Here is a 21,988-nt window from a genome sequence, read left to right as displayed (position 1 = left end):
GGGTCAAGACGGGCTCAGAGACTGACGATCTGCCCGGCCCGGACGGCGCCGAGAAAGGTGACCACGCCGGCAAGCTCGACGCCCGGCTGCAGCGACTCGGGCGCCATCGCCTCGGCGCGCAAGCCGGCCTCGCAGGCGATGCGCGTCACGCCAAGCTCCTGCGCCGCGTCCAGCAGGGTGGCGATGCCCGCGACGCCGCGTTCCGCCAGCCGCGCCTCGCGCGGGTCGGATTCCAGCGGGCGGGCGGCGTCGAACAGGCGGCAGCCGGCGTTGGTGGCGAAGAGCACGACCTCGCGCCCGATCGCCGCGCCGCCGGTGGCCAGCACCAGCGCGTAATGCGCGCGTTCGTGGCCGCCGGAGATCAGCAGGATGCCCAGCGGGGGCGCCTGGCGCGGCCGATTCACGCCTCCGGTGCTCGCGGCCTCCGGCCGCTGCGCCCTGCGGCGATCGGACGCGCTCACGTCACGCAGGCCGGCGCCGGCGCGTGCTCATGCGCGGAAAGGTCGCGGATCGTGGCCGCCTCGCCGCACAACGCACAGGCCGGGTCGCGGGCGAGCTTCACGGTGCGGAACCGTGCGTCCAGCGCGTCCCACAGCAACAGCCGCCCGGTCAGCGTCTCGCCGATGCCGAGAATGAGCTTCAGTACCTCGGTCGCCTGTAACGTGCCCATGACGCCTGTGACCGCGCCCAGCACGCCGGCTTCCGAGCAGGTGGGCACCAGGCCCTCCGGTGGCGGTTCCGGGTGCAGGCAGCGATGGCAGGGGTGCGGTGCGCCGCGATGGCCCTGGAATACCGAAAGCTGCCCCTCGAAGCGCAGCACCGCGGCGGAGACCAGCGGCTTGCCGAGCAGGTGGCAGGCATCGCCCAGCAGGAAGCGCGTGGCGAAGTTGTCGGTGCCGTCGCAGACGATGTCGTAGCGCGGGATCAGGTCGCGCGCGGCCTCGGCGTCCATGCGGCGGGCGTGGATCTCGACCCTGGTGTCGGGGTTCAGCGCGGCCAGCGTTTCCGCGGCGCTCTCGGCCTTGTTGCGGCCGATCCGCGCGGTGACATGCGCGACCTGGCGCTGCAGGTTCGAGAGTTCGAGCGTGTCGTGATCCACCAGCCCGAGCGTGCCGACACCGGCCGCGGCGAGGTACAGCGCCAGCGGCGAGCCGAGCCCGCCGGCGCCGACGATCAGCACGCGCGCGGCGCGCAGCTTCGCCTGCCCGATCGCGCCGACTTCCGCCAGCAGGATGTGGCGGGAGTAGCGCCGCAGCTCGTCCTCGGTGAAATCGAGATCCATGCGGCCGATATGGTCGCTTGCGGGAGCACGGCGCAAGGCTGTCCGCTTCTCCCTCCCCCGCAGGGCGGGGGGAGGGATGGGGCGGGGGCCGCGCGACCTCGCCAATGGATGCTATCCCGCCGCCATGACCGACGCGCGCCGCATCCAGGCCTGCCTCAACGGCGCAAGGCCGCAAGGCTTCCACCCACGCCTGCCGCTGACACCCGCCGCCCTGGCGGCCGACGCGGCAGCCTGCGCGGACGCCGGTGCCGTCGCGCTGCACCTGCACCCGCGTGATGCCTCGGGCGCCGAGACGCTGGACCCCGCCGATATCGGCGCGGCCGTCGCCGCGGTGCGCAACGCCGCCCCCGCGCTTCACATATCCGTCAGCACCGGCGCATGGATCACCGGTGACGATGCAAGAAGGCGCGCCTGCATCCGCGGCTGGGCCGCCCTGCCGGACGCCGCGCGGCCGGACGAGGCCTCGGTGAACCTCTCGGAAGCGGACGCGCCTGCGGTGATCGCCGCGCTGCACGCAGCCGGCATTGGCGTGGAGGCCGGGCTTGCCACCCTTGCCGACGCCGAGCGCCTGCTCGCCCTCGGCCTGCTGCCCTCATGCCGCCGCGTGCTGGTCGAGATCGACGACATGCCGCCCGATGCCGCGCTTGGCCTGGCCGAGGCGATCCTCGCGCGCCTTGGCACCGCCGGCCCGGAGCAGCAATTGCACGGCTCCGGCCGCAGCGCCTGGCCGCTGGCCCGCCGCGGCGCCGCACTCGGGCTGATGCTGCGCATCGGGCTGGAGGATGTAGCGGAACTGCCCGATGGCAGCACGGCGCCGGACAACGCCGCCCTGGTCGCGGCGGCGCTGTCGCCGTAGCGGCTACATCATGTTCGCGGTGACGCCGCCATCCACGAAGATGAGCTGGCCGGAGACGAAGTCGCTGGCCGGCGAGGCGAGGAACACCGCCGTGCCCGTGATCTCCTCCGGCTGCGCATAGCGCCCGGCGGGGCAGCGGCGCTTCACCGTGGCGAGCCATTCCGGGTTGTTCAGCAGCGGCTTGTTGATCTCGGTGTCGAACCAGCCGGGCCCGATCGCATTGCACTGCACGTTGTGCGGCCCGAGCTCCACCGCGAGGGCCCGGATGAACATCTTCAGCCCGCCCTTCGCCGCGGCATAGGGCGTGATGGTGCCGCGGCCGAGGTCGCTCGCCAGACTACCGATCGCCAGGATCTTGCCCCGCCGCCGCTGCTTCATCCCCGGCACCAGCAGCCGGGACAGGCGGAACAGCGCGGTCAGGTGCGTGTCCAGCACGCCGTACCAGCCCTCGTCGCTCAGCTCCTCGACCGGGCCGCGATGCTGGTGCCCGGCATTGTGCATCAGGATGTCGATCGGCCCGAGGCCGGGCACCACGGCATCCATCGCGGCGCGGTCGCAGACGTCGAACACCGCCGTGCGGACCTTCAGCCCCTCGGCCCGCATCGCTTCCGCCTGGCGGTCCAGCGCGGCCTGGTCGCGGCCGTTCAGGATGACCTCGGCGCCCGCCCGGGCGAAGCCCACGGCCATCGCGGCACCGAGCCCGCGCGAGCCGCCGGTGACGAGCGCGACGCGACCGGTCAGGTCGAACAGGGCGGCATGCTGTGGCGATGACATCGGCGGATCCCCTGGGTTGGTTGGGGGCAGCCTAGACCGTTCCGCTCAGATCAGGCAGAGCGCCGCCAGCTCCTTGCGCAGCGCCGGCGGCAGCTTCTCCAGCCCTGCCGCCGCGACCGCGCCGCGCGGCAGGTCGGCCGGTGCCGCGGGGGGGTCGAGATAGCGCCAGCCCTGGAACGGCTTCTGAGGCCTGAGTTCCACGGGAACCAGTTCCTTGTGCAGCACCAGGCCGCAGCAGGCCGTGCCGTCGTCCCAGCTCTCCTCGCGCACATCCAGGATGCGCTGGCGTACCCGCACGAAGCCGCCGATCACCCAATACAGCGAGCCGCCATCCAGGATCTCCGCCACGCGCTTCGGCATCATGCGGGTCTGGTGGCGCAGCGGCGGATCGAGGCGGCTGCGCTTCGCCTGCCACTCGGCAAGCTCCGCCACTTCCTTCACGCCGACGCAAAGCTTGATGATGTGCAACATGCGACGACAGCGATGTGGCAACCGGCCGAGTCCGCGCAAGCCCCTTTCAGCCGGCAGCGGGTTGCGAAGCAGGTTGCCATTGGGTAACGCAGCAGGCTGCAACGAGCCGCCAGGGAGGAAATTCATGCATCGTCGCATCATCATCGGAGCCATGGGCGCAGCCGCACCCGCCCTTCTGGGCCTCCGCCCCGCTGCCGCGCAGCCGAAGAACCCCGCCTGGCCGCGGGCGCTCAACATGGGCACCGCTGCGCCGGGCGGCACCTATGCGCTGTATGGCCCGGCCTGGGGCCAGCTCGCCCAGGAAGCGACCGGCGTGCAGATCTCTTACCGCACCACGCAGGGCCCGAACCAGAACATCATCCTGGTCCAGCGCAAGGAGGTGGAGCTGGGCATGGTGACGATGGGCGTCGCCCTGCAGGCCTGGAACGGCACGGGCGCCTGGACGCAGGGCAACAAGTTCCAGGACATCCGGGCAATCTTCCCGATGTACGACACGCCCTTCCACGGCATCGCGCTGAAAAGCTCCGGCATCACCGGCCATGCCCAGCTCGCGGGCAAGAATGTCGGCGTCGGCCCGCGCGGCGGCACGCCGGGCACCTACTACCCGCTGATCCTGAACGAGATCGGCGCGACGCCTTCGGCGATCCGCTACGGCTCGGCCTCGGACATGGCGGGGCAGTTGCAGGACCGGCTGCTCGACGCCTTCGCCTTCGCCTCCGGCGTGCCGGTGCCGGCCTTCAGCGAGCTCGAAGTGCAGGCCGACGTCAACTTCCTCGACTTCACCGACGCCGAGATTGCCAAGCTCACGGCGAAGTTCCCGGAGCTTGCGGCGGGCACGCTGCCGATGGGCACCTACCGCAAGCAGACGCGGCCGCTGAAGATCGTGGGCATGTACAACTTCGCCATCGCGCATAAGAGCCTGCCGGACGACCTCGTCTATGAGATCGCCAAGTCGGTGCTCGGCCAGAACGCCCGCCTGAAGGCGGCGATCGCCGCGGGGGTGGACACGGTGGCGGAGAACTGGACGAAGAACACCTTCCTGCCCTTCCACCCCGGTGCCGCGCGCTATCTGCGCGAGGTGGGACAGCAGGTGCCGGACCGGCTGGTCGCGGCCTGACGCACAGGCTGCGGCGAAGGGCCAGGCCCTTCGCCGCAGCCGAGGGATTCACGGCCTGTCAAGGCGAGGCGGATAGGCAGAAGGGGATCGACCCCTTCCAGGACGCTCGCCATGTCGCTGCTGCTCAACCTGCCGGTCGCGCGCAAGCTGGGTCTCTCCGCCCTGCTTGCGGTCCTGCTTCTGTCCGGACTCGTCGTGCTGGTCTGGGTGCAGAGCAAGGCGGTGGTGGACTCGCAGCACGCCCAGGCCCGCACGGAGCGCGTGCTTGAGCGGATCGAGGCAGGCGCCACGGCGCTGCGGGAGGTCGCGGCGCTCGAACTCGACCTGCTGATGACCCCCGATGCGGCCGGCCAGGACGCCGCCCGCGACCGCATGCTGCAGCGGCTGGATGAGGGGCTGGCCGGGGTGGAGGCCGGCATCGCCGGCTATGGCAGCGGCGACATGTCGCGCCAGGCGAGCGCCCTGCGCGAAGCCGGCGCCGCATATCGGGCGGCGCTCACCGCCCTCGCCGAGGAGCGCGCGCGGCTGGTGGAGGCACGCGACGCCAGGCTGTTCGGCCAGGCGGCGACGTATGAATCCGCCTTCGAGATGGTCAATGGCAGCCTCGCCTTCGACCTGCCGCCAGAAGCGCTCGAGGAGGTGCGTCAGCGCGTGATGACGGTGCATGGCGCGGTCAACGACGTGCGGCTGGGCGTGCAGCAGCTTCTGGCGACCGGCGACGCGACCCAGGTGCGCCGGGTGCGGCGCGGCATCGCTCAGGTGCGCGTGCATGGCCGCGGGCTTGCCGGCATCACCGCGGGGCCGCAGCGCCTGCGGGACGATTTCGGCCGGCTCGCCGAAGGCGCCATCACCCTCGCCCAGGCGGCCGAGGAAGTGCTGAACGCCGGCGAGGCCGTGGCGAAGATCCGCGAGGAGCGCGTGCAGCCCGCCCGCGCTGCCCTGTTCGCCAGGCTGCAATCCCTGGCGGAAGGCGGGGCGCAGATCACCGCGGCGCGACGCGAAGGCCTGATCGCGGCGGCGGAGGAGATGCGCAATGCGACGCTCTGGGCCGGGCTGGCCGTCGCGGGCCTGCTGCTGCTCTCCTCCGTGCTGATGGCCCGCTGGGTCGGCGCCCCGCTGCGCCGGCTGGCCGGGGCGATGCGGGCGATCGCGGCGGGCGATGCGGAGGTCGCCGTGCCGGATCGTGGTCGCCGCGACGAGATCGGCATCATCGCCGAGGCGCTGGAATCGCTGCGCGGAACGGTCCGTCAGGCCTTCGCGCAGAGCCAGATGCTCGAACAGATGCCGAGCGGCGTGATGAGCGCCGATCCGCGCGACGATTTCCGCATCACCTACCTCAATGCCGAAGCGCGCCGCCTGATGGAACGCCTGGGATCGCATCTGCCGGTGCCGCCGGATGCGGTGGCGGGCAGCAGCATGGACATCTTCCATCGCGATCCGCAGCGCGTCCGCGCCATCCTGTCCGAGCCGGAGCGCCTGCCGCACAGCAGCCACCTGCATTTCGGCGAGGAGGTCGTGGAGTTGCGCGCCTCCGCAATCCGCGATGCGGCCGGCGGCTATGCCGGCACCATGCTGAGCTGGACGCCGATGACGGAGAAGGCGCGGCTGGCCGACACCTTCGAACGCGAGGTCGGGCAGGTGGTGGAAGCCGTCGCCGCATCCGCCGAGCGGCTGCAGGCCTCCTCGCGCGCGCTGACGGCGAGTGCGGCGACCTCGGGCGAGGAGGCCTCGGCCGTGGCGCAGGCCGGCGACCGCGCGCATGGCGACGTGCAGTCCGTTGCCGCGGCGGCGGAGCAGATGGCGGCGAGCGTGACGGAGATCGCCCGCCGCGTGGGCGAAGCCGCGGAGGTGGCGGGCCGCGCGGTGGCGGAGGCGCGCGCGACGGATGGCACCGTGCAGGGCCTGTCGGAGGCGGCCGCGCGCATCGGCGACGTGGTCCGCCTGATCGGCGACATCGCCGGCCAGACCAACCTGCTGGCCCTGAACGCCACGATCGAGGCGGCGCGCGCCGGGGAAGCCGGCAAGGGCTTCGCCGTGGTCGCGAGCGAGGTGAAGTCGCTGGCCGGGCAGACCGCGAAGGCGACCGAGGAGATCGGCCGCCAGATCGCGGAGATGCAGGCCGCCACCAACCAGGCGGTGGGCGCAATCCGCGGCATCGGCGCAACCGTGGAGCGCACCAGCGAGATCGCCACCGCCATCGCCGCCGCCGTGGAGGAACAGGGCGCCGCGACGCAGGAGATCGCGCGCAGCGCCGCGCAGGTGGCGGAAGCGACGCAGGTGGTCGCCGGCCGCATCGCCGGCGTGCGCGCCGCGGCGGAGAGCACCGGCCAGTCAGCGGGCGCCATGCATGAGGACAGCAGCGCGCTGGCCGGCCAGGCGGCGACGCTGCGCGAGAAGGCCGCGGGCTTCCTGCACGCGGTGCGCGCGATGTAGCAACTCGCTGCGTCCGGTTGCCCTGGGACCCGCTTGCGCCTACCTGCGCGGGGACAGCATCGGACAGGGCAGATGGGCATCAAGGTCGCGGTGGTCGGTGCCACCGGCCAGGTCGGGCGCGAGATTCTTCGCACCCTCGCGGAGCGCGCATTCCCGGCAGCCGAGGTCGCCGCCCTCTCGCCGGGGCGCGGCGGCGGGCAGGAAGTCTCCTATGGCGAGGAGCAGGTGCTGCGGGTGCGCGGCCTGGAAGGGCATGATTTCCGCGACACGGACCTGGTCTTCTTCGCCGCCGGCGAGGCGGCCAGCGCGGCGGAGGCGCAGCGCGCCGCCGAAGCCGGCGCGATGGTGATCGACCTCTCCCCCCGCTTCCGGCTGGAGCCGGATGTGCCGCTGGTGGTGCCGGAAGCCAATGCCGCGACGCTGACGCGCGCCCGCAAGCGCCGGATCGTGGCCTGCCCCTCCGCGCTGGCCGCAACCGTCGCGGTGGCACTGAAGCCGCTGCACGCCATCGGCAAGGCCCGGCGCGCCGTGATCACCGGTTTCCACGCGGTTGCCGGCGCGGGGAAGGAGGCGATGGACGAGCTCTGGGCGCAGACCCGCGGCGTCTATGTGAACGAGGCGCCGCCGGCCGAGCAGTTCCCGAAGACGATCGCCTTCAACCTGATCCCGCAGGTCGGCGACATCGGCGATGATGGCTACACCACCGAGGAGCGCGGCGCGGCGGCGGAGTTGCGCAAGCTGATCGACCCCGATCTGGCAGCGATCGTCACCAGCGTGCGCGTGCCGGTCTTCATCGGCGATGCCGCGAGCGTGACCGTCGCCTTCGATCGCCCGGTCGAGGAGAAGCAGGCCTGGGCCGCGCTGCGCGAGGCGCCCGGCATCATCCTGCTGGATCGGCGCGAGGAGGCCGGCTACGTGACGCCGTCCGAGGTCGCCGGAGAGGACGCGGTCTATGTCAGCCGCCTGCGCCGCGACCTGACCGTGCCGCACGGCCTGGCGTTCTGGTGCGTGACCGACACCCTGCGCAAGGGCGCCGCGCTGAACGCGGTGCAGGTGGCGGAAGAACTGGTGCGCCTCAAGCTGGTGGAGTAGCGGCCCGCCGCAGCGCCTCCGCCGTCGCCGCGTCGGCCGGCAGGAAGGTCTCGATCGCGAGTTCGGAGAGCGTGACGTCCATCGGTGTCCCGAACACCGTGATCGTGCTGATGAAGGAAAGCTCGCCCGCTTCCGTGCGCAGGCGCAGCGGGATGGCGACCGCGCCCGCGGCGTGGTCCACGCGAGGCGGCGCACCGCCCGGAAGCGCCCGCAGCTCCGCCAGCAAGGCAACCAGCGCGGTATCGGCGGTCTGCTCGGCCTGGCGGCGCAGGCGGTCCAGCATGTGGGCACGGACCTCCGGCAGGTTGGCGATGCGCGGCGCGACGCCCTCCGGGTGCAGCGCCAGCCGCAGCACGTTCACGGGCGGGCGGAGCAGCCACGGCGCCACGTCAGCCAGCAGCGGGGCGAGGGCGCGGTTGGCATCCACCAGGGTCCAGTGCCGATCCACCGCCAGCGCCGGAAAGGGCTCCTGCGCCGCCAGCACGCGCGCGACCATCGCTCGCGCGGCGGCCATGGCGGGGTCGTCATAGCCGCGCTCGGGGTAGTGCGGCGCGAAGCCGGCCGCGACCAGCAGCAGGTTGCGCTCGCGCAGCGGCACGTCGAGCTGCTCGGCGAGATGCAGCAGCATGTCCCGGCTCGGCCGCGACCGGCCGGATTCGAGGAAGCTCAGATGGCGCTGCGAGATCGCCGCCTCGCTCGCCAGGTCGAGCTGGCTGAGCCGCCTTCGCCGCCGCCATTCGCGGATCAGCCCACCGACCTCGCGCGTCATCGTCGCCATGGCCGGATCATGCCGCCGATGGCGCGCGGTTTCGATTACCTCCGAGGTCATCGCTCCGCGACAGGCCGCTGCCCATCCTGCCGCGGCGGGCCAGGAAGGCAGGCCATCCCGGCAGCCGCCCGCGCCGGAGGATTCTTCTGGACATGGACGCCACCCTCGCCGAGCGCCCCGCCGCGCTCATCCCCTCGCCGCTGCTGCGCTTCGCCCTGCGGCTCGATGCCGCGGGCAGCGCCGCGCTGGCGCTGCCGCTCCTGCTCGCCGCCCCCGCGCTCGCCGGATCGCTTGGCTTGCCGGCGGGGCTGCTGCGCGGCGCGGGGCTGGTCTGCCTGCCCTATATCGCGGCGCTCGTCTGGATGGCGGGACGCCCGAGCCTGCCGGCCTGGGCGGTCTGGACGGTGATCGCGCTCAACGCCGTCTGGGTCGTGGACAGCCTGCTGCTGCTCGCCTCGGGCTGGGTGGCGCCGACCGGCCTCGGCACCGCCTTCGTGGCGGCGCAGGCGCTCGCGGTCGCGGCCTTCGCGGTGCTGCAATGGATCGGACTCGGTCGCTCCCGCCGATGAGGCGCCTCGCCCGGCGGCCGACCCCCGGCCGCCGGGCCATGCCGCCGCTCAGCCGAGCAGCACCCTGATCAGCATCGCGAGGGCCGCGGCGGCGGTGAGCAGCTTGTGCACCACGTCGAGGAACCGCTGCACCGTGCAGGGCGTGGGACGCGGGCGACGGCTTGTGCGAATCGGCCTGAGAGCGGGCATGAGCGAAGGATAACATTCCTATCGCCCGGGGCATGCACAAAAAGCCGTGCAGACCATGTCCCCACCCTGCGTTGACGCTCTGGCGCGCTGCACCATAAAGGTAACTGCGAGGAAGGTGCGCGCCGAGACGATGTTACCGGCGCGTCATGGGGAGCGTTAGCGTATGTCCACCATGCAGGATTCCCGGGAGGCGACCATGATCGGTCGCCGGTCGGATGGCACGCTCGTGCGCAGGCCGCTGTCGCCGCACCTGCAGGCCTATGACATGCTGCAGATGACCAGCGCGCTCTCGATCTCGCATCGCATCACAGGGATGATCTGGACCGCCGGCGCGGTGGTGATGGTGTGGTGGCTGGTGGCCGCCGCCTCCGGCCCCCTCGCCTTTGCGAATGTGCAGTGGTTCCTCAGTTCCTTCCTGGGCGTCCTGTTCCTGATGGGCGTCACGGCAGCGGCATGGTTCCACACGCTGGCGGGCATCCGCCACCTCGCCTGGGACGCGGGCTGGGGATACGACATCCCGACGGTCTACAAGACCGGGCGCGCCGTGCTGCTGGGCACCGGCGTGCTGACGGGCCTCACCTGGCTGATGCTGCTGATTTCCTGGTGAGGGGCTGAGCATGTCGCACACCACATCAGGCCAGCCGCCGCGCCAGGCCACGCTCCGCAGCCCGCTCGGCCGCGTCCGCGGCATGGGCTCGGCCAAGTCCGGCGCGCATCACTGGTGGATGCAGCGCGTCACCTCCATCGCGCTGCTGCCGCTGACGATCTGGTTCATCCTCTCGCTGGCGACATCGGCCGGCATGAGCCATGCGGAGGCGATGCTCTGGATCGGGCAGCCGCTGAACGCCGTGCTGCTGCTGGCGCTGATCGGGCTCACCTTCCACCACATCGCCGCCGGGCTGCAGGTGATCATCGAGGACTACGCGCACCAGGAAGGGCTCAAGATCGGGCTGGTCCTGGCGACCAAGGGGCTTTCCTGGCTGCTCGCCATCGCCGCGGCGCTCGCGGTGCTTCGCATCGCGGTCTGAGGCACCAGCTATTCGCATGACCTGCCGACGCCCATTCCGGCGCCGGCGACACGAACGGACGGCAGGATGAACGCCATCTCCAAACCCTCGCGCGGGGCCTATCGGATCGTCGACCACACCTATGACGTCGTGGTGGTGGGCGCCGGCGGCGCGGGGCTGCGCGCCACCTTCGGCATGGGCGCGGCCGGCCTGAAAACGGCCTGCATCACGAAGGTCTTCCCCACGCGCAGCCACACCGTGGCGGCCCAGGGCGGCGTCGGCGCCGCGCTCGGCAACATGGGCGAGGACGATTGGCGCTGGCACATGTACGACACCGTGAAGGGGTCGGACTGGCTCGGCGACCAGGACGCTATCGAATACATGTGCCGCGAGGCGATCCCGGCCGTCATCGAGCTCGAGCATTACGGCGTGCCGTTCAGCCGCACCGAGGACGGCAAGATCTACCAGCGGCCCTTCGGCGGCCACATGCAGCATTACGGCAAGACGCCGGCGATGCGCGCCTGCGCCGCCGCCGACCGCACCGGCCACGCCATCCTGCACACGCTCTACCAGCAGAGCCTGAAGCATGGCTGCGAGTTCTTCGTGGAGTATTTCGCCCTCGACCTCATCATGGACGACGAGGGCGTCTGCCGTGGCGTGACCGCCTGGTGCCTGGAAGACGGATCGATCCACCGCTTCCGCGCGCAGACCGTCGTGATGGCGACGGGCGGCTATGGTCGCGCCTACCTGTCCTGCACCTCGGCGCACACCTGCACGGGCGACGGCAATGCGATGGTGCTGCGCGCGGGCCTGCCGCTGCAGGACCAGGAATTCGTGCAGTTCCACCCGACCGGCATCTATGGCGCGGGCTGCCTGATCACCGAAGGCGCGCGCGGCGAGGGCGGCTACCTCACCAATTCCGAGGGCGAGCGCTTCATGGAGCGCTACGCGCCGACCGCCAAGGACCTGGCCAGCCGCGACGTGGTCAGCCGCGCGATGAGCGTGGAGATCCGCGAAGGCCGCGGCGTCGGCCAGCATAAGGACCACATCCTGCTGCATCTCGAGCATCTCGGCGCCGAGCTGCTGCATGAGCGCCTGCCCGGCATCAGCGAGACCGCCAAGATCTTCGCCGGCGTGGACGTGACGAAGGAGCCGATCCCGATCCTGCCGACCGTCCACTACAACATGGGCGGCATCCCCACGAACATCCACACGGAAGTCCTGCGCCCCACCAGGGACAACGAGGACGCGGTGGTGCCCGGCCTGATGGCGGTGGGCGAGGCGGCCTGTGTCTCCGTGCATGGCGCGAACCGGCTCGGCACCAACTCGCTGCTCGACCTGGTGGTGTTCGGCCGCGCCGCGGCGCATCGTGCCGCCGAGACGATCAAGCCGGGTGCGAGCCAGGCGCCGCTGCCGGCCAATGCCGGGGAGCGCGACCTCGACCGGTTCGACCGCATCCGCAACGCCAAGGGCGGCACGCCGACCAGCGAACTGCGCGTGCAGATGCAGCGTGCGATGCAGACCCACGCCGCGGTGTTCCGCGACAGCGCCAGCCTGAAGGAAGGCGTGGAGAAGATGCGCAGGATCTGGGGCGGGATGAGCGACCTGAAGGTTGCCGATCGCGGCCTGATCTGGAACAGCGACCTGATGGAGGCGCTGGAGCTGGACAACCTGCTGGGCAACGCGATGACGACGATCGTCAGCGCCGACGCCCGCAAGGAGAGCCGCGGCGCCCACGCGCAGGAGGACTTCCCCGAGCGCGACGACGAGAACTGGATGAAGCATACGCTCGCCTGGTGCGATGGCGACGGCAACGTGCGCCTCGACTACCGCGGGGTGAAGATGCGCACCCTGACGAACGAAGTTCAGGTCTTCCCGCCCAAGGCGCGGGTGTACTGAGGCGACCCATGGCCACCTTCACACTTCCCAAGAACAGCACGATCACCGAGGGCAGGCGCCATCCCGCCCCTGCCGGCGCGAAGAACGTCAAGGCGTTCAAGATCTACCGCTGGGATCCGGATTCCGGCGACAACCCGCGAACCGACACCTATGAGATCGATCTCGACCAGTGCGGCCCGATGGTCCTGGACGCGCTGATCAAGATCAAGAACGAGGTCGATTCCTCCCTCACCTTCCGCCGCTCCTGCCGGGAGGGCATCTGCGGCTCCTGCTCGATGAACATCGACGGGCTGAACACCCTCGCCTGCCTCAAGCCGATCGAGGATGTGAAGGGCGACGTGAAGATCAGCCCGCTGCCGCACATGCCGGTGGTGAAGGACCTGGTGCCCGACCTCAGCCAGATCTACGCGCAGCTTCGCAGCGTGGAGCCCTGGCTGAAATCCGACACGCCGCCCCCGCCAGATGGCGAGCGGCTGCAGTCGAAGGAGGAGCGCTCGAAGCTCGACGGGCTGTGGGAGTGCATCCTGTGCTTCTGCTGCACCACCGCCTGCCCGTCCTACTGGTGGAACGGCGACCGCTATCTCGGCCCCGCGGTGCTGCTGCAGGCCTATCGCTGGATCGCCGACAGCCGCGACGAGGCCACGGGCGAGCGGCTGGATGCGCTGGAGGATCCGTTCAAGCTCTATCGCTGCCACACCATCATGAACTGCGCCCGCACCTGCCCGAAGGGGCTGAACCCGGCGCAGGCGATTGGCGAGATCAAGCAGATGCTCGCCGCGCGGCAGGGGTAGCCGGAGCACTTCCCAACCCACCCCGACCCTCCCCCGCGTGCGGGGGAGGGTCTTGGCGTGCGGGGGGAGGGAACAGCGCTACCGTCTCCGCAGCACCAGCATCACGTTGTTCGCCGGCATCTCGATCACCTCCGGCGCGTCGAACGCCGCCGCCGCGACGGCCGAAACATCATCGAGCCGCCGCAGGCCCCATTCCGGATTCCGCGCGCGCAGGCTTGCGTCGAACTGCAGGTTGCTCGGCGCCGTCTCGACCCCCGGCCTGATCCAGGGACCGTAGAGCACCAGCTTCGCGCCGGTGGGCAGCAGACGCGCCGCGCCGCGCAGCAGCCCCAGCGTCGCGGCCCAGGGCGAGATGTGGACCATGTTGATGTTCAGCACGGCATCGGCGCGATCCACGGGCCAACCCTCCGCCGCCGCATCCAGCGCCAGCGCCGGCCGTACGTTCGGCAGCCCAGCGCACCAGGCATCGCAGCTTGCCAGCGCCTCCGCCGAGGGATCGCTCGGCTGGAACAGCAGTCCCGGCAGCGCGGCGGCGAAATGCGCGCAATGCTCGCCGCTGCCGCTCGCCACTTCCAGCACCAGGCCCGACTCGGGCAGCACGCGCCGCAGCACCGTCAGGATGGGATCGCGGTTGCGCGCCGCGGCCGGCGCGACGATCCGGACGTCTTCGCTCATCGCAGCCCGATCCGGCCGTCCGTGCGCGGCGCAACGGGCTGCTGCGTGGCGAGATGCGCGGCGAACACCTCCTCCAGCAGCGGGCCCGTGTCGTAGGATTCGAGTGCCGCGTCGCGCAACATCGCATAACCGTCGCCGCCCAGGCGCAGGAAGTTGTTGGTCACCAGCCGATAAGCGCGCTCCGGGTCCACCCGTCCGGCGCGCTCGCCGCGCAGCACCTCGGCCGAGACCAGCCGGCTACCCGCCGGCGCCTTCAGGTCGGCCTCGATCCGCAACCCCGCGATCTGCGGGAAGCGCCCGGCGCCGGGCTGCGAGAGCCCGTTCTCCAGCGCCGCCAGCAGCGTCGCGCCGCGGATGGTGGCAGTGGCCAGCGTGTTGCCGAAGGGCAGCACCGCCAGCACGTCGCCATAGGTGATGGTCCCCCCCGGCAGGCGCGTGCGGATGCCGCCGCCATTCTGCAGCGCGATATCCGCGCCGGGCGCTGCCGCCAGCATCGCCTCCGCGATCAGGTTGCCCAGCGCGCATTCGCCCGTGCGGCATGCGGCGTTGTCGAGTTCGGCCGCCGACTGCGCCACCGGCCGCGCGCGCAGTTCCGCCAGCGGCGCGGCGAAGCGCGCGACCAGCGCGGCGGCGCCGGCATCCTCCGGCATCGTCGGCGTGATCTCCTCCGCCTCGCCGCGATGCGCGACAACGCGCCCCGCCGCATCCAGGTCGAGGTCGAGCCGGCCGACGAAGCGCCCGAACGCGCCGGCCTGCACGATACGCACCGTGCGATCCCGCCCCTCCACCAGCGTCGGCGCCGGCCCCGCGGCGTCGGGGCGGTTCGCCAGGACCGTGTGCGAATGCCCGCCGACGATCACGTCCACGCCGGGCAGCCGCTCCGCAAGCCGCATGTCGGCCGGCAGGCCACGATGCGAGAGCAACACGACCGTCGCCGGCCCTTCCGCGCGCGCGGCGGCGATGGCCCGTTCCGCCGCTTCCTCCGAGTCGCGGAAGCGCAGCTTCGGTCCGGGAGAGGCCGTGAACGGCGTCTCCTCCGTGGTCAGCCCGATCACCACGATGCGCGCGCCGCCGCGCACGAAGGCGGCAAGGGGCCGCACCAGCCCATCCAGCGCGGGCTCCGCCGCGGTGTCCACATTCGCGGACAGCACCGGCACGCCGAGCGCGCGGATGTAGCGCGCCGCATTCGCCGGCCCGTTGTCGAATTCGTGGTTGCCCAGCGCCATGGCCTCGCAGCCCCAGGCTTGTTGGATCGCCGCCTCCGCCAGGCCGCGGTGATAGGTGTAGAACAGGCTGCCCATGAACTGGTCGCCGGCATCGAGCGCCAGCGTGGCGCGCCCCGCCGCCTCCGCCGCCGCGCGGCTGGCCTTCATGGCAGCGACAAGCCGCGCGCTGCCGCCGAGGCAGGCGGCGTCCGGCCGGCAATTCGCCCCGCTCGCCTGCCCGCCCTCGTGCCGGCTGTGGAAGTCGTTGAGGTGCAGCAGGCTGACGCGGCTGGCGGTCTCGCCCCGTGCGGGGCGGAGCGCCGGCAGCGCGAGCGCGGCGGAGAGAAGGGTGCGGCGGCGTAAGGCGGGCATGGCGCGATCCTGCATGAGCGCCGTGCCGCTGTCATGCGCGACGCTGTGACCGTCGCGCGACAACCGCCCGTTGCGCGGCGCTCGCCCATCCGACATGCTCCCGCCGCTCGCCGCGGGCAACACGCGGCGCATGCGGGAGAGACGCTTCCATGATCCGCCACACCCTTGCGGCCGGCCTGCTGGCTGCCGCCACCGCCCTGCCCGCCTACGCGCAGGCCCCTGCCGCCCCGGTGCCCGGCTGGGCCGTCGGCCGGCCGGAAGGCTCCACCCTGGCGCCGCATGCCCCGCGCCTGACCGTAACGCCGCTCGACCAGGTGCCGGTCGGCGCGCTGCGCCTGCCGGCGGGGTTCACCGCCGAGGTCTATGCGCATGGCATGCCCGGGGTGCGCATGATGACCGAGGGGCCGAACGGCACGATCTTCGCCGGCACCCGCGCCATCGGCCGCGTCTATGCGGTCAGCCGCAACCCCGACGGCACCACCCGGACGCGCGTGATCGCACAGGGCCTCCCCCAACCGAACGGCCTGGTGATGGTGGGCAACAGCCTCTACGTGCTCGCGGTCAATCGCGTGCTGCGCTACGACAACATCGAGGCGAACCTCGACAACGTGCCGCAGCCCGTGGACCTCACCGCCGCCTTCGCGCTGCCCACGGAGCAGGAGCATGGCGGCAACCACCACTGGAAATTCGCGACGCTGGGGCCGGACGGCCGGATCTATACGAATGTCGGCGTCAACTGCAACGTGTGCCAGACCGACCGCGACAAGTTCGCCCTTCTCGTCTCGTTCAATCCGGATGGCAGCGGCCGGCGCATCGAGGCGCGGGGCATCCGCAACAGCGTGGGCATGACGCACCACCCCGTCACGCGGGAGCTCTACGCCACCAACAACGGCCGCGACTGGGCCGGCAACAACTGGCCGCAGGACACGCTGCATCGCGTGCGCCAGAGCGGCGAGGACCACGGCTTCCCGTTCTGCTCCGCCGGCGCGGCCGATCCGCAGCACAATGCAGGGCATCTCTGCAGCGGCTTCGTCCAGCCTGCCGCGCTACTGGGCCCGCACACCGCCGCGCTCGGCCTGCGCTTCTACACCGGCACGATGTTCCCCGAGCGGTATCGCAACCAGATCTTCATCGCCCGCCGCGGCTCCTGGAACCGCGAGCAGCTTTCCGGCTTCGACGTGGTGGTCGCGCATCTCGACCCGCAGGGCAACGTGATGTTCATCGAGGACTTCCTGACCGGCCTGCGCGACGACGCGAACCAGCGCTTCCTGGACCGTCCGGTGGACGTGCATGTGATGCGCGACGGCTCGCTGCTCGTCGCCGGCGAGCAGATGGGTGCGATCTACCGCATCACCTATCGCCAGTGAGGCCAGTGCGCGTGCTGGCGGCGGCCGTGGTTGCCGCCGCCCTTTCCACGGCCGCGGCGGCGCAGGATGCGCGCCGCGGCGAAGATCTCGCGGCCCGGCTGCACTGCACGAACTGCCACGGCACCGATGGCCGCAGCCGGATGGAGGACATCCCCTCCCTCGCCGGCCAGCAGCCGGGCTACATCACGATCCAGATGATCCTGTTCCGCGAGGGCATCCGCCAGGTGCCGGCGATGCAGGCCTTCGCCCAGAACATGCCCGACAAGGACATCGAGGACCTTGCCGCCTATTTCGCCAGCCTGCCGCCCGGGCCGGCGGAGGATCGCCGCCCGCGCGACCCCGCGCTGTTCGCGGCCGGCGAGGCGCTGATCGGCCCGCGCAACTGCGCGGTCTGCCACCTGCCGAGCCTGGCCGGGCGGGAGCAGGTGCCGCGCATCACCGACCAGCGCGAGGACTTCCTCGCGCGAACGCTGAAGGAATACCGCGACGGCAACCGGGTCGGCGCCGATCCGCAGATGAACGGCGCCGTGGCGGGAATGCCCGATGCCGAGATCCTCGCCCTGGCGCACTACCTGTCGCACCGGGACTGAAATCGGGCGCATGAAGGTTTCACCTTCATGCCCTCGATCGCCGGCGCTGCGCTTGGCTCGCCATGCCGAAGGCATGCTGTTCGCATGACGCACTTGCGGCGGGCCGCATTCGCGGCCTCGGCCGGCTGCGCCGGCCGCAGGTCGGACCTTCGTGCGCCGGGAATGAGAGGGCCGGATCAGTACGCCGGGACGTGGGTCGTCCGCCGCGTCCCGATCCGCCCGCCCACCGCCGCAGCGGCCGCACCCAGCAGCATCGCCGCGAAGATCCAGTAGGCGCCCGTTGCCGCGGCGTTGGAGGCGGTCTCGGCCGCCTGCCGCGCCTGGGCCTCGGCCTCGGTGGCGAGTTGCTGGGCGCGCGCTTCCAGCGCACGGATGCGCTCCTCGGCTGCCTCGGGCGCAATGCCGAACTCGGCGGCGGCGAGCTGCACCAGGCGTTCGCGCGCGCCCTCCTCGAAGCTGCCCTGCCGCGCGCGCTCGCCCAGGATGCGCGCGATCTCGGCGCGGCGCGCGTCGGCGCTCATCGCGCCGGGCTCGCCGCCTTCCTGCAGCGACTGCTGCAGCCGCTCCGCCAGCGCCTGCGGGTCGAGCCCGCCCTGCAACTGCGGCGCCACCGCCTGCGCGGCCTGGCCGGCCGCCTGGCCCAGGCCCTGCGCCGCGCCGCCGACCACCGCCGAGGCACCGCGCACCGCCGTGCTCGCCGTGCCCGCCACGACATTGCCCAGCAGCACGAAGGAGACCAGGAACGCCACCGCCCAGACCGCGAAGCCATGCAGCATGCCGTCCGTCTCGTCCGCCGTGCCGGAGAGCCGCGCCGCCACCCAGCCGCCGCCGGCCAGCGCGATCAGGTTGGCCAGCAGCAGCCAGCCGCCCGCGGCCAGCGCCAGCGTGTCGGCGGAAGGCGTCTCGCCCGGCGTCGCCGGATCGATCGTGGTCGCGCCGATCGCCAGGCCGAGAACGTTGAGCATGGCGCCGATCCCGACCGCGGCGACGCCGCCGGCGAAGACGGCACCCCAGGATACCCGTGGCGGGAAGCTCGGCTCCCCTTCAGGGCGCGCGACAGCGGCGACGCCGGGATGCTCGGCGGTCGCGACACGGGCTTGCATGCGGGAGTTCTCCTTGCCCCAGAGGCGGAAAGACGGCGGGGCAACGCAGTTGGACCGGAGAAGTTCACAGCTTGGCGATCGAATATGCAATTGTTTGCATGATGAAAGGGCGCGGTGCACCCTCTCGCGGCGACAAAGGATCGGCAAGCCATGGGGCGCATCGCGATCATCGGCGCCGCGGCGATGGCGGCGGCCCTTCTGGCCATGCCGGCCGCCGCCGGCGTGGCCTTCACCGCCTATCCCATCGGCTACTACGACATGCCGAATGGCGACGGCGTCGCCGCGGGCGGCACCTGGAACTACTGGGACGCGATCTATGACGGCGTGGGCGATGTGACGCGCGATGCCGCGCCGTTGCGGTTCGGCAGGGGCAAGCTTACCGACGGCGTGGTCGCGCAGCAGCCCTGGTTCCTGGTCTCCGACAGCGCAGGGCTTGGCCCGCATGTCGGGTGGCGGCTGGGATCGGCGACAAATCCCGAAATCCGCTTCGTCTTCCTGATGCCGACCTGCCGCTGCTGGCTGCACATCCAGGGGGTGACGATCTGGCTCGACAACAGCGGCGTCGGCGGCGTCGGCGCGCCGCGCGAGATCCTCGTCGATGGCGTGCCGCTTCCCTTCGTGCCGCCTTCCCCGGGCAGCTTCGGCCCGGTCGAGATAAGCGGCTTCGACAATCGCGGGCCCTACGCCACGCTCCGCTTCGTGCAGGATCCCGCGGCGCCTTGGACCATGGTGAGCGAGGTGCAGTGGTCCGGCTATGTCATCTTCGTTCCCGCGCCTTCCTCGCTCGGGCTGTTCGCGATCGGCCTGCTCGGCCTGGCGCTGCAGCGACGCGTTGCCGATACGGCGTAGGCCGGCCGCGAAACCGTTCCTGCGCACGCGAGAAATTCCGGTCCACGGGTTGCGGCGCGCGCGATTCGGGTGCATCCCGCCGCATTCCAGCCACGCCACCGTGGAAGACCACCCGACGCGATGCAGGTGTATCTGCCGATCGCCGAGATGTCGGTGGATGCCCTGCTCCTGCTCGGCATCGGCTTCGGCGTGGGCTGGCTCTCGGGCCTGTTCGGCGTCGGCGGCGGCTTCCTGCTGACGCCGCTGCTCATCCTGATCGGCATCCCGGCCCCCGTCGCGGTCGGTTCGGGTGCGAACCAGACCCTCGGCGCCTCCGTCTCCGGCCTGATGGCGCAATGGCGCCGCGGCAATGTGGATGTGCGCATGGGCGTGGTGCTGCTGATCGGCGGCTTCGTCGGCTCCGCGGCGGGCGTGCAGCTCTTTGCCTGGCTCCGCCGTGCGGGCCAGGTCGACCTGGCGGTCGCCATTTTCTACGTCGTCGTGCTCGGCACGGTCGGCGCGCTGATGGTGCGCGAGAGCCTCGGCGCCATCCTGCGGCGACGCAAGGCGCGGCCGGCGCGGCTGCACGAGCATCTGTGGATCCACGGCCTGCCGCTGAAGATGCGGTTCCGCAAGTCGCGGCTCTACATCTCCGTCATCCCGCCTCTGGCGATCGGCTTCGCCATCGGCGTGCTCTCCGCCGTGATGGGCGTGGGCGGCGGCTTCATGCTGGTGCCGGCGATGATCTACCTGCTGGGCATGCCGACCTCGGTGGTGATCGGCACCTCGCTGTTCCAGGTCGTCTTCGTCACCGCCAACGTGACCTTCCTGCAGGCGGTGCAGGTCGGCAGCGTGGACATCGTGCTGACCCTGCTGCTGCTCGCCGGCGGCGTCATCGGTGCGCAGTTCGGCGCCCAGATGGGCACGAAGCTGCGCGGCGAGGAGACGCGCGCGCTGCTCGGCGCGCTGGTGCTGTCCGTGGCCGGCGCGCTGTTGTGGGACCTGCTGCGCGTGCCCGCGCAGCTCTTCGTCATCGGACCCGCGCCGTGAGGCGCGCGCTGCGCGTCCTGCTGCCATTGGTCCTGTTGCTGGCGGGGCTGCTCGCCGCCGCGCCGCTCAAGGCGCAGCCGGGCGCGACGCCCTCCCTCGCCGCGGAGCTCTCGACGCGGCGGATCGAGGTGACCACCGCCTTCACCGGCGGCGAGATCCTGGTCTTCGGCGCGACGGATCGGCTGATCGGCGGCGATGGCGACGAGATCGTGGTGCTCGTCACGGGCCCGCCGACCTCGCTCGTCGTGCGGCAGAAGATCGACGTGCTGGGCTTCTGGATCAACGGCCCCTCCGCGCGCTTCAACGGCATCCCCTCCTATTGGGCGCTGGCGGCGACGCAGCCGGTGGAGCTGATGTTCGGCCCGACGGAACGCACCGACCTGCGGCTCGGCCTGGACCTGCTGCAACTGCCGCAGATCGGATCCACCGGCCCGCAATTCCGCCGTGCGCTGCGCGAGCTGAAGCAGCGCCAGGGCCTCTGGGTGGACCAGACGCGGCCGATCGACGTTTCGGGCGGGCGGCTGTTCCATGCGCGCCTGCCGGTGCCCTCCACGGTCGCCACCGGGGTCTATCGCGTGCAGATCATGCTCGCGCGCGAAGGGCGCGTGGTGGCGCGGCAGGAGCTTTCGCTGCAGGTCGAGCGCGTCGGCACGGCAGCCAGCATCGCCTATGTCGCGCGCGACCTGCCGGTGCTGTATGCCCTCTCCGCCATCCTGCTTGCGGCCTTCGCGGGATGGCTCGGCAGCGTGCTGTTCCGGAGGGGTTGATGAGCGAGGCAGCAGCGGCACAGGCACGGCGGGATCGCGTCTTCCTCGTCGTGGTGGACGACAGCACGGAGCGGCGCGTGGCGCTTCGCTACGCCTGCCTGCGCGCGTTGAAGAGCGGCGGCCGGGTCGCCCTGCTGCGGGTGATCGAGCCCGCGGGCCAGGTGGAATGGGCCGGCGTCGGCGCCATGCTGGCCGAGGAACGCCGCCAGGAGGCCGAGAAGCTGCTCTCCGGCCTCGCCGCGGAGGTGAACGAGATCACCGGCGGCATCCCCATCCTGCTGATCCGCGAAGGCGACCCGCGCGACGAGCTGCTGGCCCTGCTGGAGGAGGATCCGCGCATCTCGATCCTGGTGCTGGCCGCGGCGCCCGGCGGCTCCGGCCCCGGCCCGCTGATCTCCGCACTCGCCGGGCGCTACGCCGCCAAGCTGAGCGTGCCGATGACGATCGTGCCCGGCGCCATCACCGACGAGGAGCTGGACCGGCTGACCTGAGAGACCGTTTGAGAACACCGGACGGGTCGGTTCCGCGGGTCTTTTCCGCCCCTGCGGCGTTGGCCGGCTTGCCGATGCAACCAGCATCGGCCGCACCGTCCGCCTTGCAGGAACGAAAAATCCCCTGCGGCCCCTCAGCCGCCGGCATTCTCAAACGGTCTCTGAGGCCGTCCGCCGGAGTGCCACGCGCCCCTGGCCCGCATGGGACGATGGGACGCCGAGATTGCGTGGAGGGTCATAAAGGACCACATAGGTCTGGTATCCAGAACCAGCACGCGGATCACCAAAGAC

At 71.6% G+C, this 21,988-nt stretch carries 24 protein-coding genes; 15 read left to right on the top strand and 9 right to left on the bottom strand.

Features of this window, described 5'->3' with window-relative positions; all coding sequences use genetic code 11:
• Window positions 1-14: 14 nt before the first annotated feature.
• Window positions 15-404, bottom strand: a complete 390-nt coding sequence (locus E4T13_RS17550; RefSeq protein ID WP_137179579.1) for a DsrE family protein — start codon at window positions 402-404, stop codon at window positions 15-17.
• Window positions 405-457: 53 nt separating this feature from the next.
• Complete coding sequence (locus E4T13_RS17545) at window positions 458-1,282, bottom strand: molybdopterin-synthase adenylyltransferase MoeB (protein ID WP_137179578.1); 825 nt, start codon at window positions 1,280-1,282, stop codon at window positions 458-460.
• A gap of 124 nt (window positions 1,283-1,406) precedes the next feature.
• On the opposite strand from E4T13_RS17545, the gene E4T13_RS17540 reads away from it, so the two are divergent.
• Window positions 1,407-2,138 (top strand): 3-keto-5-aminohexanoate cleavage protein, encoded by a 732-nt coding sequence (locus tag E4T13_RS17540; RefSeq protein ID WP_137179577.1) that lies wholly within the window; start codon window positions 1,407-1,409, stop codon window positions 2,136-2,138.
• A 3-nt stretch (window positions 2,139-2,141) separates the two neighbouring features.
• Here E4T13_RS17540 and E4T13_RS17535 read toward each other — a convergent pair whose 3' ends face one another.
• Window positions 2,142-2,912, bottom strand: coding sequence for an SDR family oxidoreductase (locus E4T13_RS17535; protein ID WP_137179576.1), 771 nt, complete (start codon window positions 2,910-2,912; stop codon window positions 2,142-2,144).
• A 45-nt stretch (window positions 2,913-2,957) separates the two neighbouring features.
• Entirely contained in the window at window positions 2,958-3,383 is a 426-nt protein-coding gene (locus E4T13_RS17530; protein WP_137179575.1) for a DUF1489 family protein, read from the bottom strand.
• Between the two features lie 124 nt (window positions 3,384-3,507).
• Here E4T13_RS17530 and E4T13_RS17525 point away from each other — a divergent pair, with 124 nt between their 5' ends.
• The 3 genes from E4T13_RS17525 (at window position 3,508) to E4T13_RS17515 (ending at window position 8,025) form a co-directional block, all read left to right on the top strand.
• Window positions 3,508-4,500 carry a TAXI family TRAP transporter solute-binding subunit gene (locus tag E4T13_RS17525; RefSeq protein WP_170985052.1) on the top strand — a complete coding sequence of 331 codons (993 nt, stop codon included), beginning with the start codon at window positions 3,508-3,510 and terminating at the stop codon, window positions 4,498-4,500.
• A 111-nt stretch (window positions 4,501-4,611) separates the two neighbouring features.
• On the top strand, window positions 4,612-6,933 hold the full coding sequence (locus E4T13_RS29945; protein ID WP_170985051.1) for a HAMP domain-containing methyl-accepting chemotaxis protein: 2,322 nt from the start codon (window positions 4,612-4,614) through the stop codon (window positions 6,931-6,933).
• 72 nt (window positions 6,934-7,005) lie between these two features.
• Window positions 7,006-8,025, top strand: coding sequence for an aspartate-semialdehyde dehydrogenase (locus tag E4T13_RS17515; protein ID WP_137179573.1), 1,020 nt, complete (start codon window positions 7,006-7,008; stop codon window positions 8,023-8,025).
• On the opposite strand, the gene E4T13_RS17510 is transcribed toward E4T13_RS17515, so the two are convergent.
• Window positions 8,009-8,803, bottom strand: coding sequence for a helix-turn-helix domain-containing protein (locus E4T13_RS17510; RefSeq protein ID WP_137179572.1), 795 nt, complete (start codon window positions 8,801-8,803; stop codon window positions 8,009-8,011). The two genes, E4T13_RS17515 and E4T13_RS17510, sit on opposite strands and share 17 nt — an antisense overlap.
• A gap of 143 nt (window positions 8,804-8,946) precedes the next feature.
• Here E4T13_RS17510 and E4T13_RS17505 point away from each other — a divergent pair, with 143 nt between their 5' ends.
• On the top strand, window positions 8,947-9,363 hold the full coding sequence (locus E4T13_RS17505) for a hypothetical protein (protein ID WP_137179571.1): 417 nt from the start codon (window positions 8,947-8,949) through the stop codon (window positions 9,361-9,363).
• Window positions 9,364-9,411: 48 nt separating this feature from the next.
• Here E4T13_RS17505 and E4T13_RS29940 read toward each other — a convergent pair whose 3' ends face one another.
• On the bottom strand, window positions 9,412-9,552 hold the full coding sequence (locus tag E4T13_RS29940; RefSeq protein WP_170985050.1) for a hypothetical protein: 141 nt from the start codon (window positions 9,550-9,552) through the stop codon (window positions 9,412-9,414).
• Window positions 9,553-9,748: 196 nt separating this feature from the next.
• On the opposite strand from E4T13_RS29940, the gene sdhC reads away from it, so the two are divergent.
• The 4 genes from sdhC to E4T13_RS17485 all read left to right on the top strand — a co-directional run bounded on the left by sdhC (window position 9,749) and on the right by E4T13_RS17485 (window position 13,249).
• Window positions 9,749-10,159, top strand: a complete 411-nt coding sequence (gene sdhC / locus E4T13_RS17500) for a succinate dehydrogenase, cytochrome b556 subunit (RefSeq protein ID WP_240791176.1) — start codon at window positions 9,749-9,751, stop codon at window positions 10,157-10,159.
• Window positions 10,160-10,169: 10 nt separating this feature from the next.
• Entirely contained in the window at window positions 10,170-10,580 is a 411-nt protein-coding gene (gene sdhD, locus E4T13_RS17495) for a succinate dehydrogenase, hydrophobic membrane anchor protein (RefSeq protein ID WP_137179569.1), read from the top strand.
• A gap of 66 nt (window positions 10,581-10,646) precedes the next feature.
• Entirely contained in the window at window positions 10,647-12,458 is a 1,812-nt protein-coding gene (gene sdhA / locus E4T13_RS17490) for a succinate dehydrogenase flavoprotein subunit (RefSeq protein WP_137179568.1), read from the top strand.
• An 8-nt stretch (window positions 12,459-12,466) separates the two neighbouring features.
• The gene (locus E4T13_RS17485) at window positions 12,467-13,249 is read left to right on the top strand and encodes a succinate dehydrogenase iron-sulfur subunit (protein ID WP_137179567.1); all 783 of its coding nucleotides are present in this window, start codon (window positions 12,467-12,469) and stop codon (window positions 13,247-13,249) included.
• 78 nt (window positions 13,250-13,327) lie between these two features.
• On the opposite strand, the gene E4T13_RS17480 is transcribed toward E4T13_RS17485, so the two are convergent.
• Both E4T13_RS17480 and E4T13_RS17475 read right to left on the bottom strand, forming a co-directional pair.
• Window positions 13,328-13,924 carry a DUF938 domain-containing protein gene (locus E4T13_RS17480; RefSeq protein ID WP_137179566.1) on the bottom strand — a complete coding sequence of 199 codons (597 nt, stop codon included), beginning with the start codon at window positions 13,922-13,924 and terminating at the stop codon, window positions 13,328-13,330.
• Complete coding sequence (locus tag E4T13_RS17475) at window positions 13,921-15,501, bottom strand: bifunctional UDP-sugar hydrolase/5'-nucleotidase (RefSeq protein WP_137179565.1); 1,581 nt, start codon at window positions 15,499-15,501, stop codon at window positions 13,921-13,923. The genes E4T13_RS17480 and E4T13_RS17475 overlap by 4 nt, the downstream gene beginning before the upstream one ends.
• Before the next feature lie 149 nt (window positions 15,502-15,650).
• Here E4T13_RS17475 and E4T13_RS17470 point away from each other — a divergent pair, with 149 nt between their 5' ends.
• Entirely contained in the window at window positions 15,651-16,868 is a 1,218-nt protein-coding gene (locus tag E4T13_RS17470; protein ID WP_137179564.1) for a sorbosone dehydrogenase family protein, read from the top strand.
• A gap of 11 nt (window positions 16,869-16,879) precedes the next feature.
• Window positions 16,880-17,458, top strand: coding sequence for a c-type cytochrome (locus tag E4T13_RS17465; protein ID WP_170985049.1), 579 nt, complete (start codon window positions 16,880-16,882; stop codon window positions 17,456-17,458).
• Between the two features lie 176 nt (window positions 17,459-17,634).
• Here the strand turns inward: E4T13_RS17465 and E4T13_RS17460 are convergent, their stop codons facing one another.
• On the bottom strand, window positions 17,635-18,561 hold the full coding sequence (locus E4T13_RS17460; protein WP_137179562.1) for a hypothetical protein: 927 nt from the start codon (window positions 18,559-18,561) through the stop codon (window positions 17,635-17,637).
• 150 nt (window positions 18,562-18,711) lie between these two features.
• Here E4T13_RS17460 and E4T13_RS17455 point away from each other — a divergent pair, with 150 nt between their 5' ends.
• The 4 genes from E4T13_RS17455 (at window position 18,712) to E4T13_RS17440 (ending at window position 21,697) form a co-directional block, all read left to right on the top strand.
• Window positions 18,712-19,410 (top strand): PEP-CTERM sorting domain-containing protein, encoded by a 699-nt coding sequence (locus tag E4T13_RS17455; protein WP_137179561.1) that lies wholly within the window; start codon window positions 18,712-18,714, stop codon window positions 19,408-19,410.
• 120 nt (window positions 19,411-19,530) lie between these two features.
• Window positions 19,531-20,439 (top strand): sulfite exporter TauE/SafE family protein, encoded by a 909-nt coding sequence (locus tag E4T13_RS17450; RefSeq protein ID WP_137179560.1) that lies wholly within the window; start codon window positions 19,531-19,533, stop codon window positions 20,437-20,439.
• Entirely contained in the window at window positions 20,436-21,206 is a 771-nt protein-coding gene (locus E4T13_RS17445) for a TIGR02186 family protein (RefSeq protein ID WP_170985048.1), read from the top strand. The genes E4T13_RS17450 and E4T13_RS17445 overlap by 4 nt, the downstream gene beginning before the upstream one ends.
• Entirely contained in the window at window positions 21,206-21,697 is a 492-nt protein-coding gene (locus E4T13_RS17440) for a universal stress protein (protein ID WP_137179558.1), read from the top strand. The genes E4T13_RS17445 and E4T13_RS17440 overlap by 1 nt, the downstream gene beginning before the upstream one ends.
• The last annotated feature ends 291 nt before the right edge of the window (window positions 21,698-21,988 follow it).

Origin of the sequence: Roseomonas sp. AR75 (genome assembly GCF_005222815.1) — a bacterium.
Classification (GTDB): Bacteria; Pseudomonadota; Alphaproteobacteria; order Acetobacterales; family Acetobacteraceae; genus Falsiroseomonas.
The sequence above is the reverse complement of the archived record's forward strand: the minus strand, read 5'-3'. Positions and strand labels throughout refer to the sequence as shown.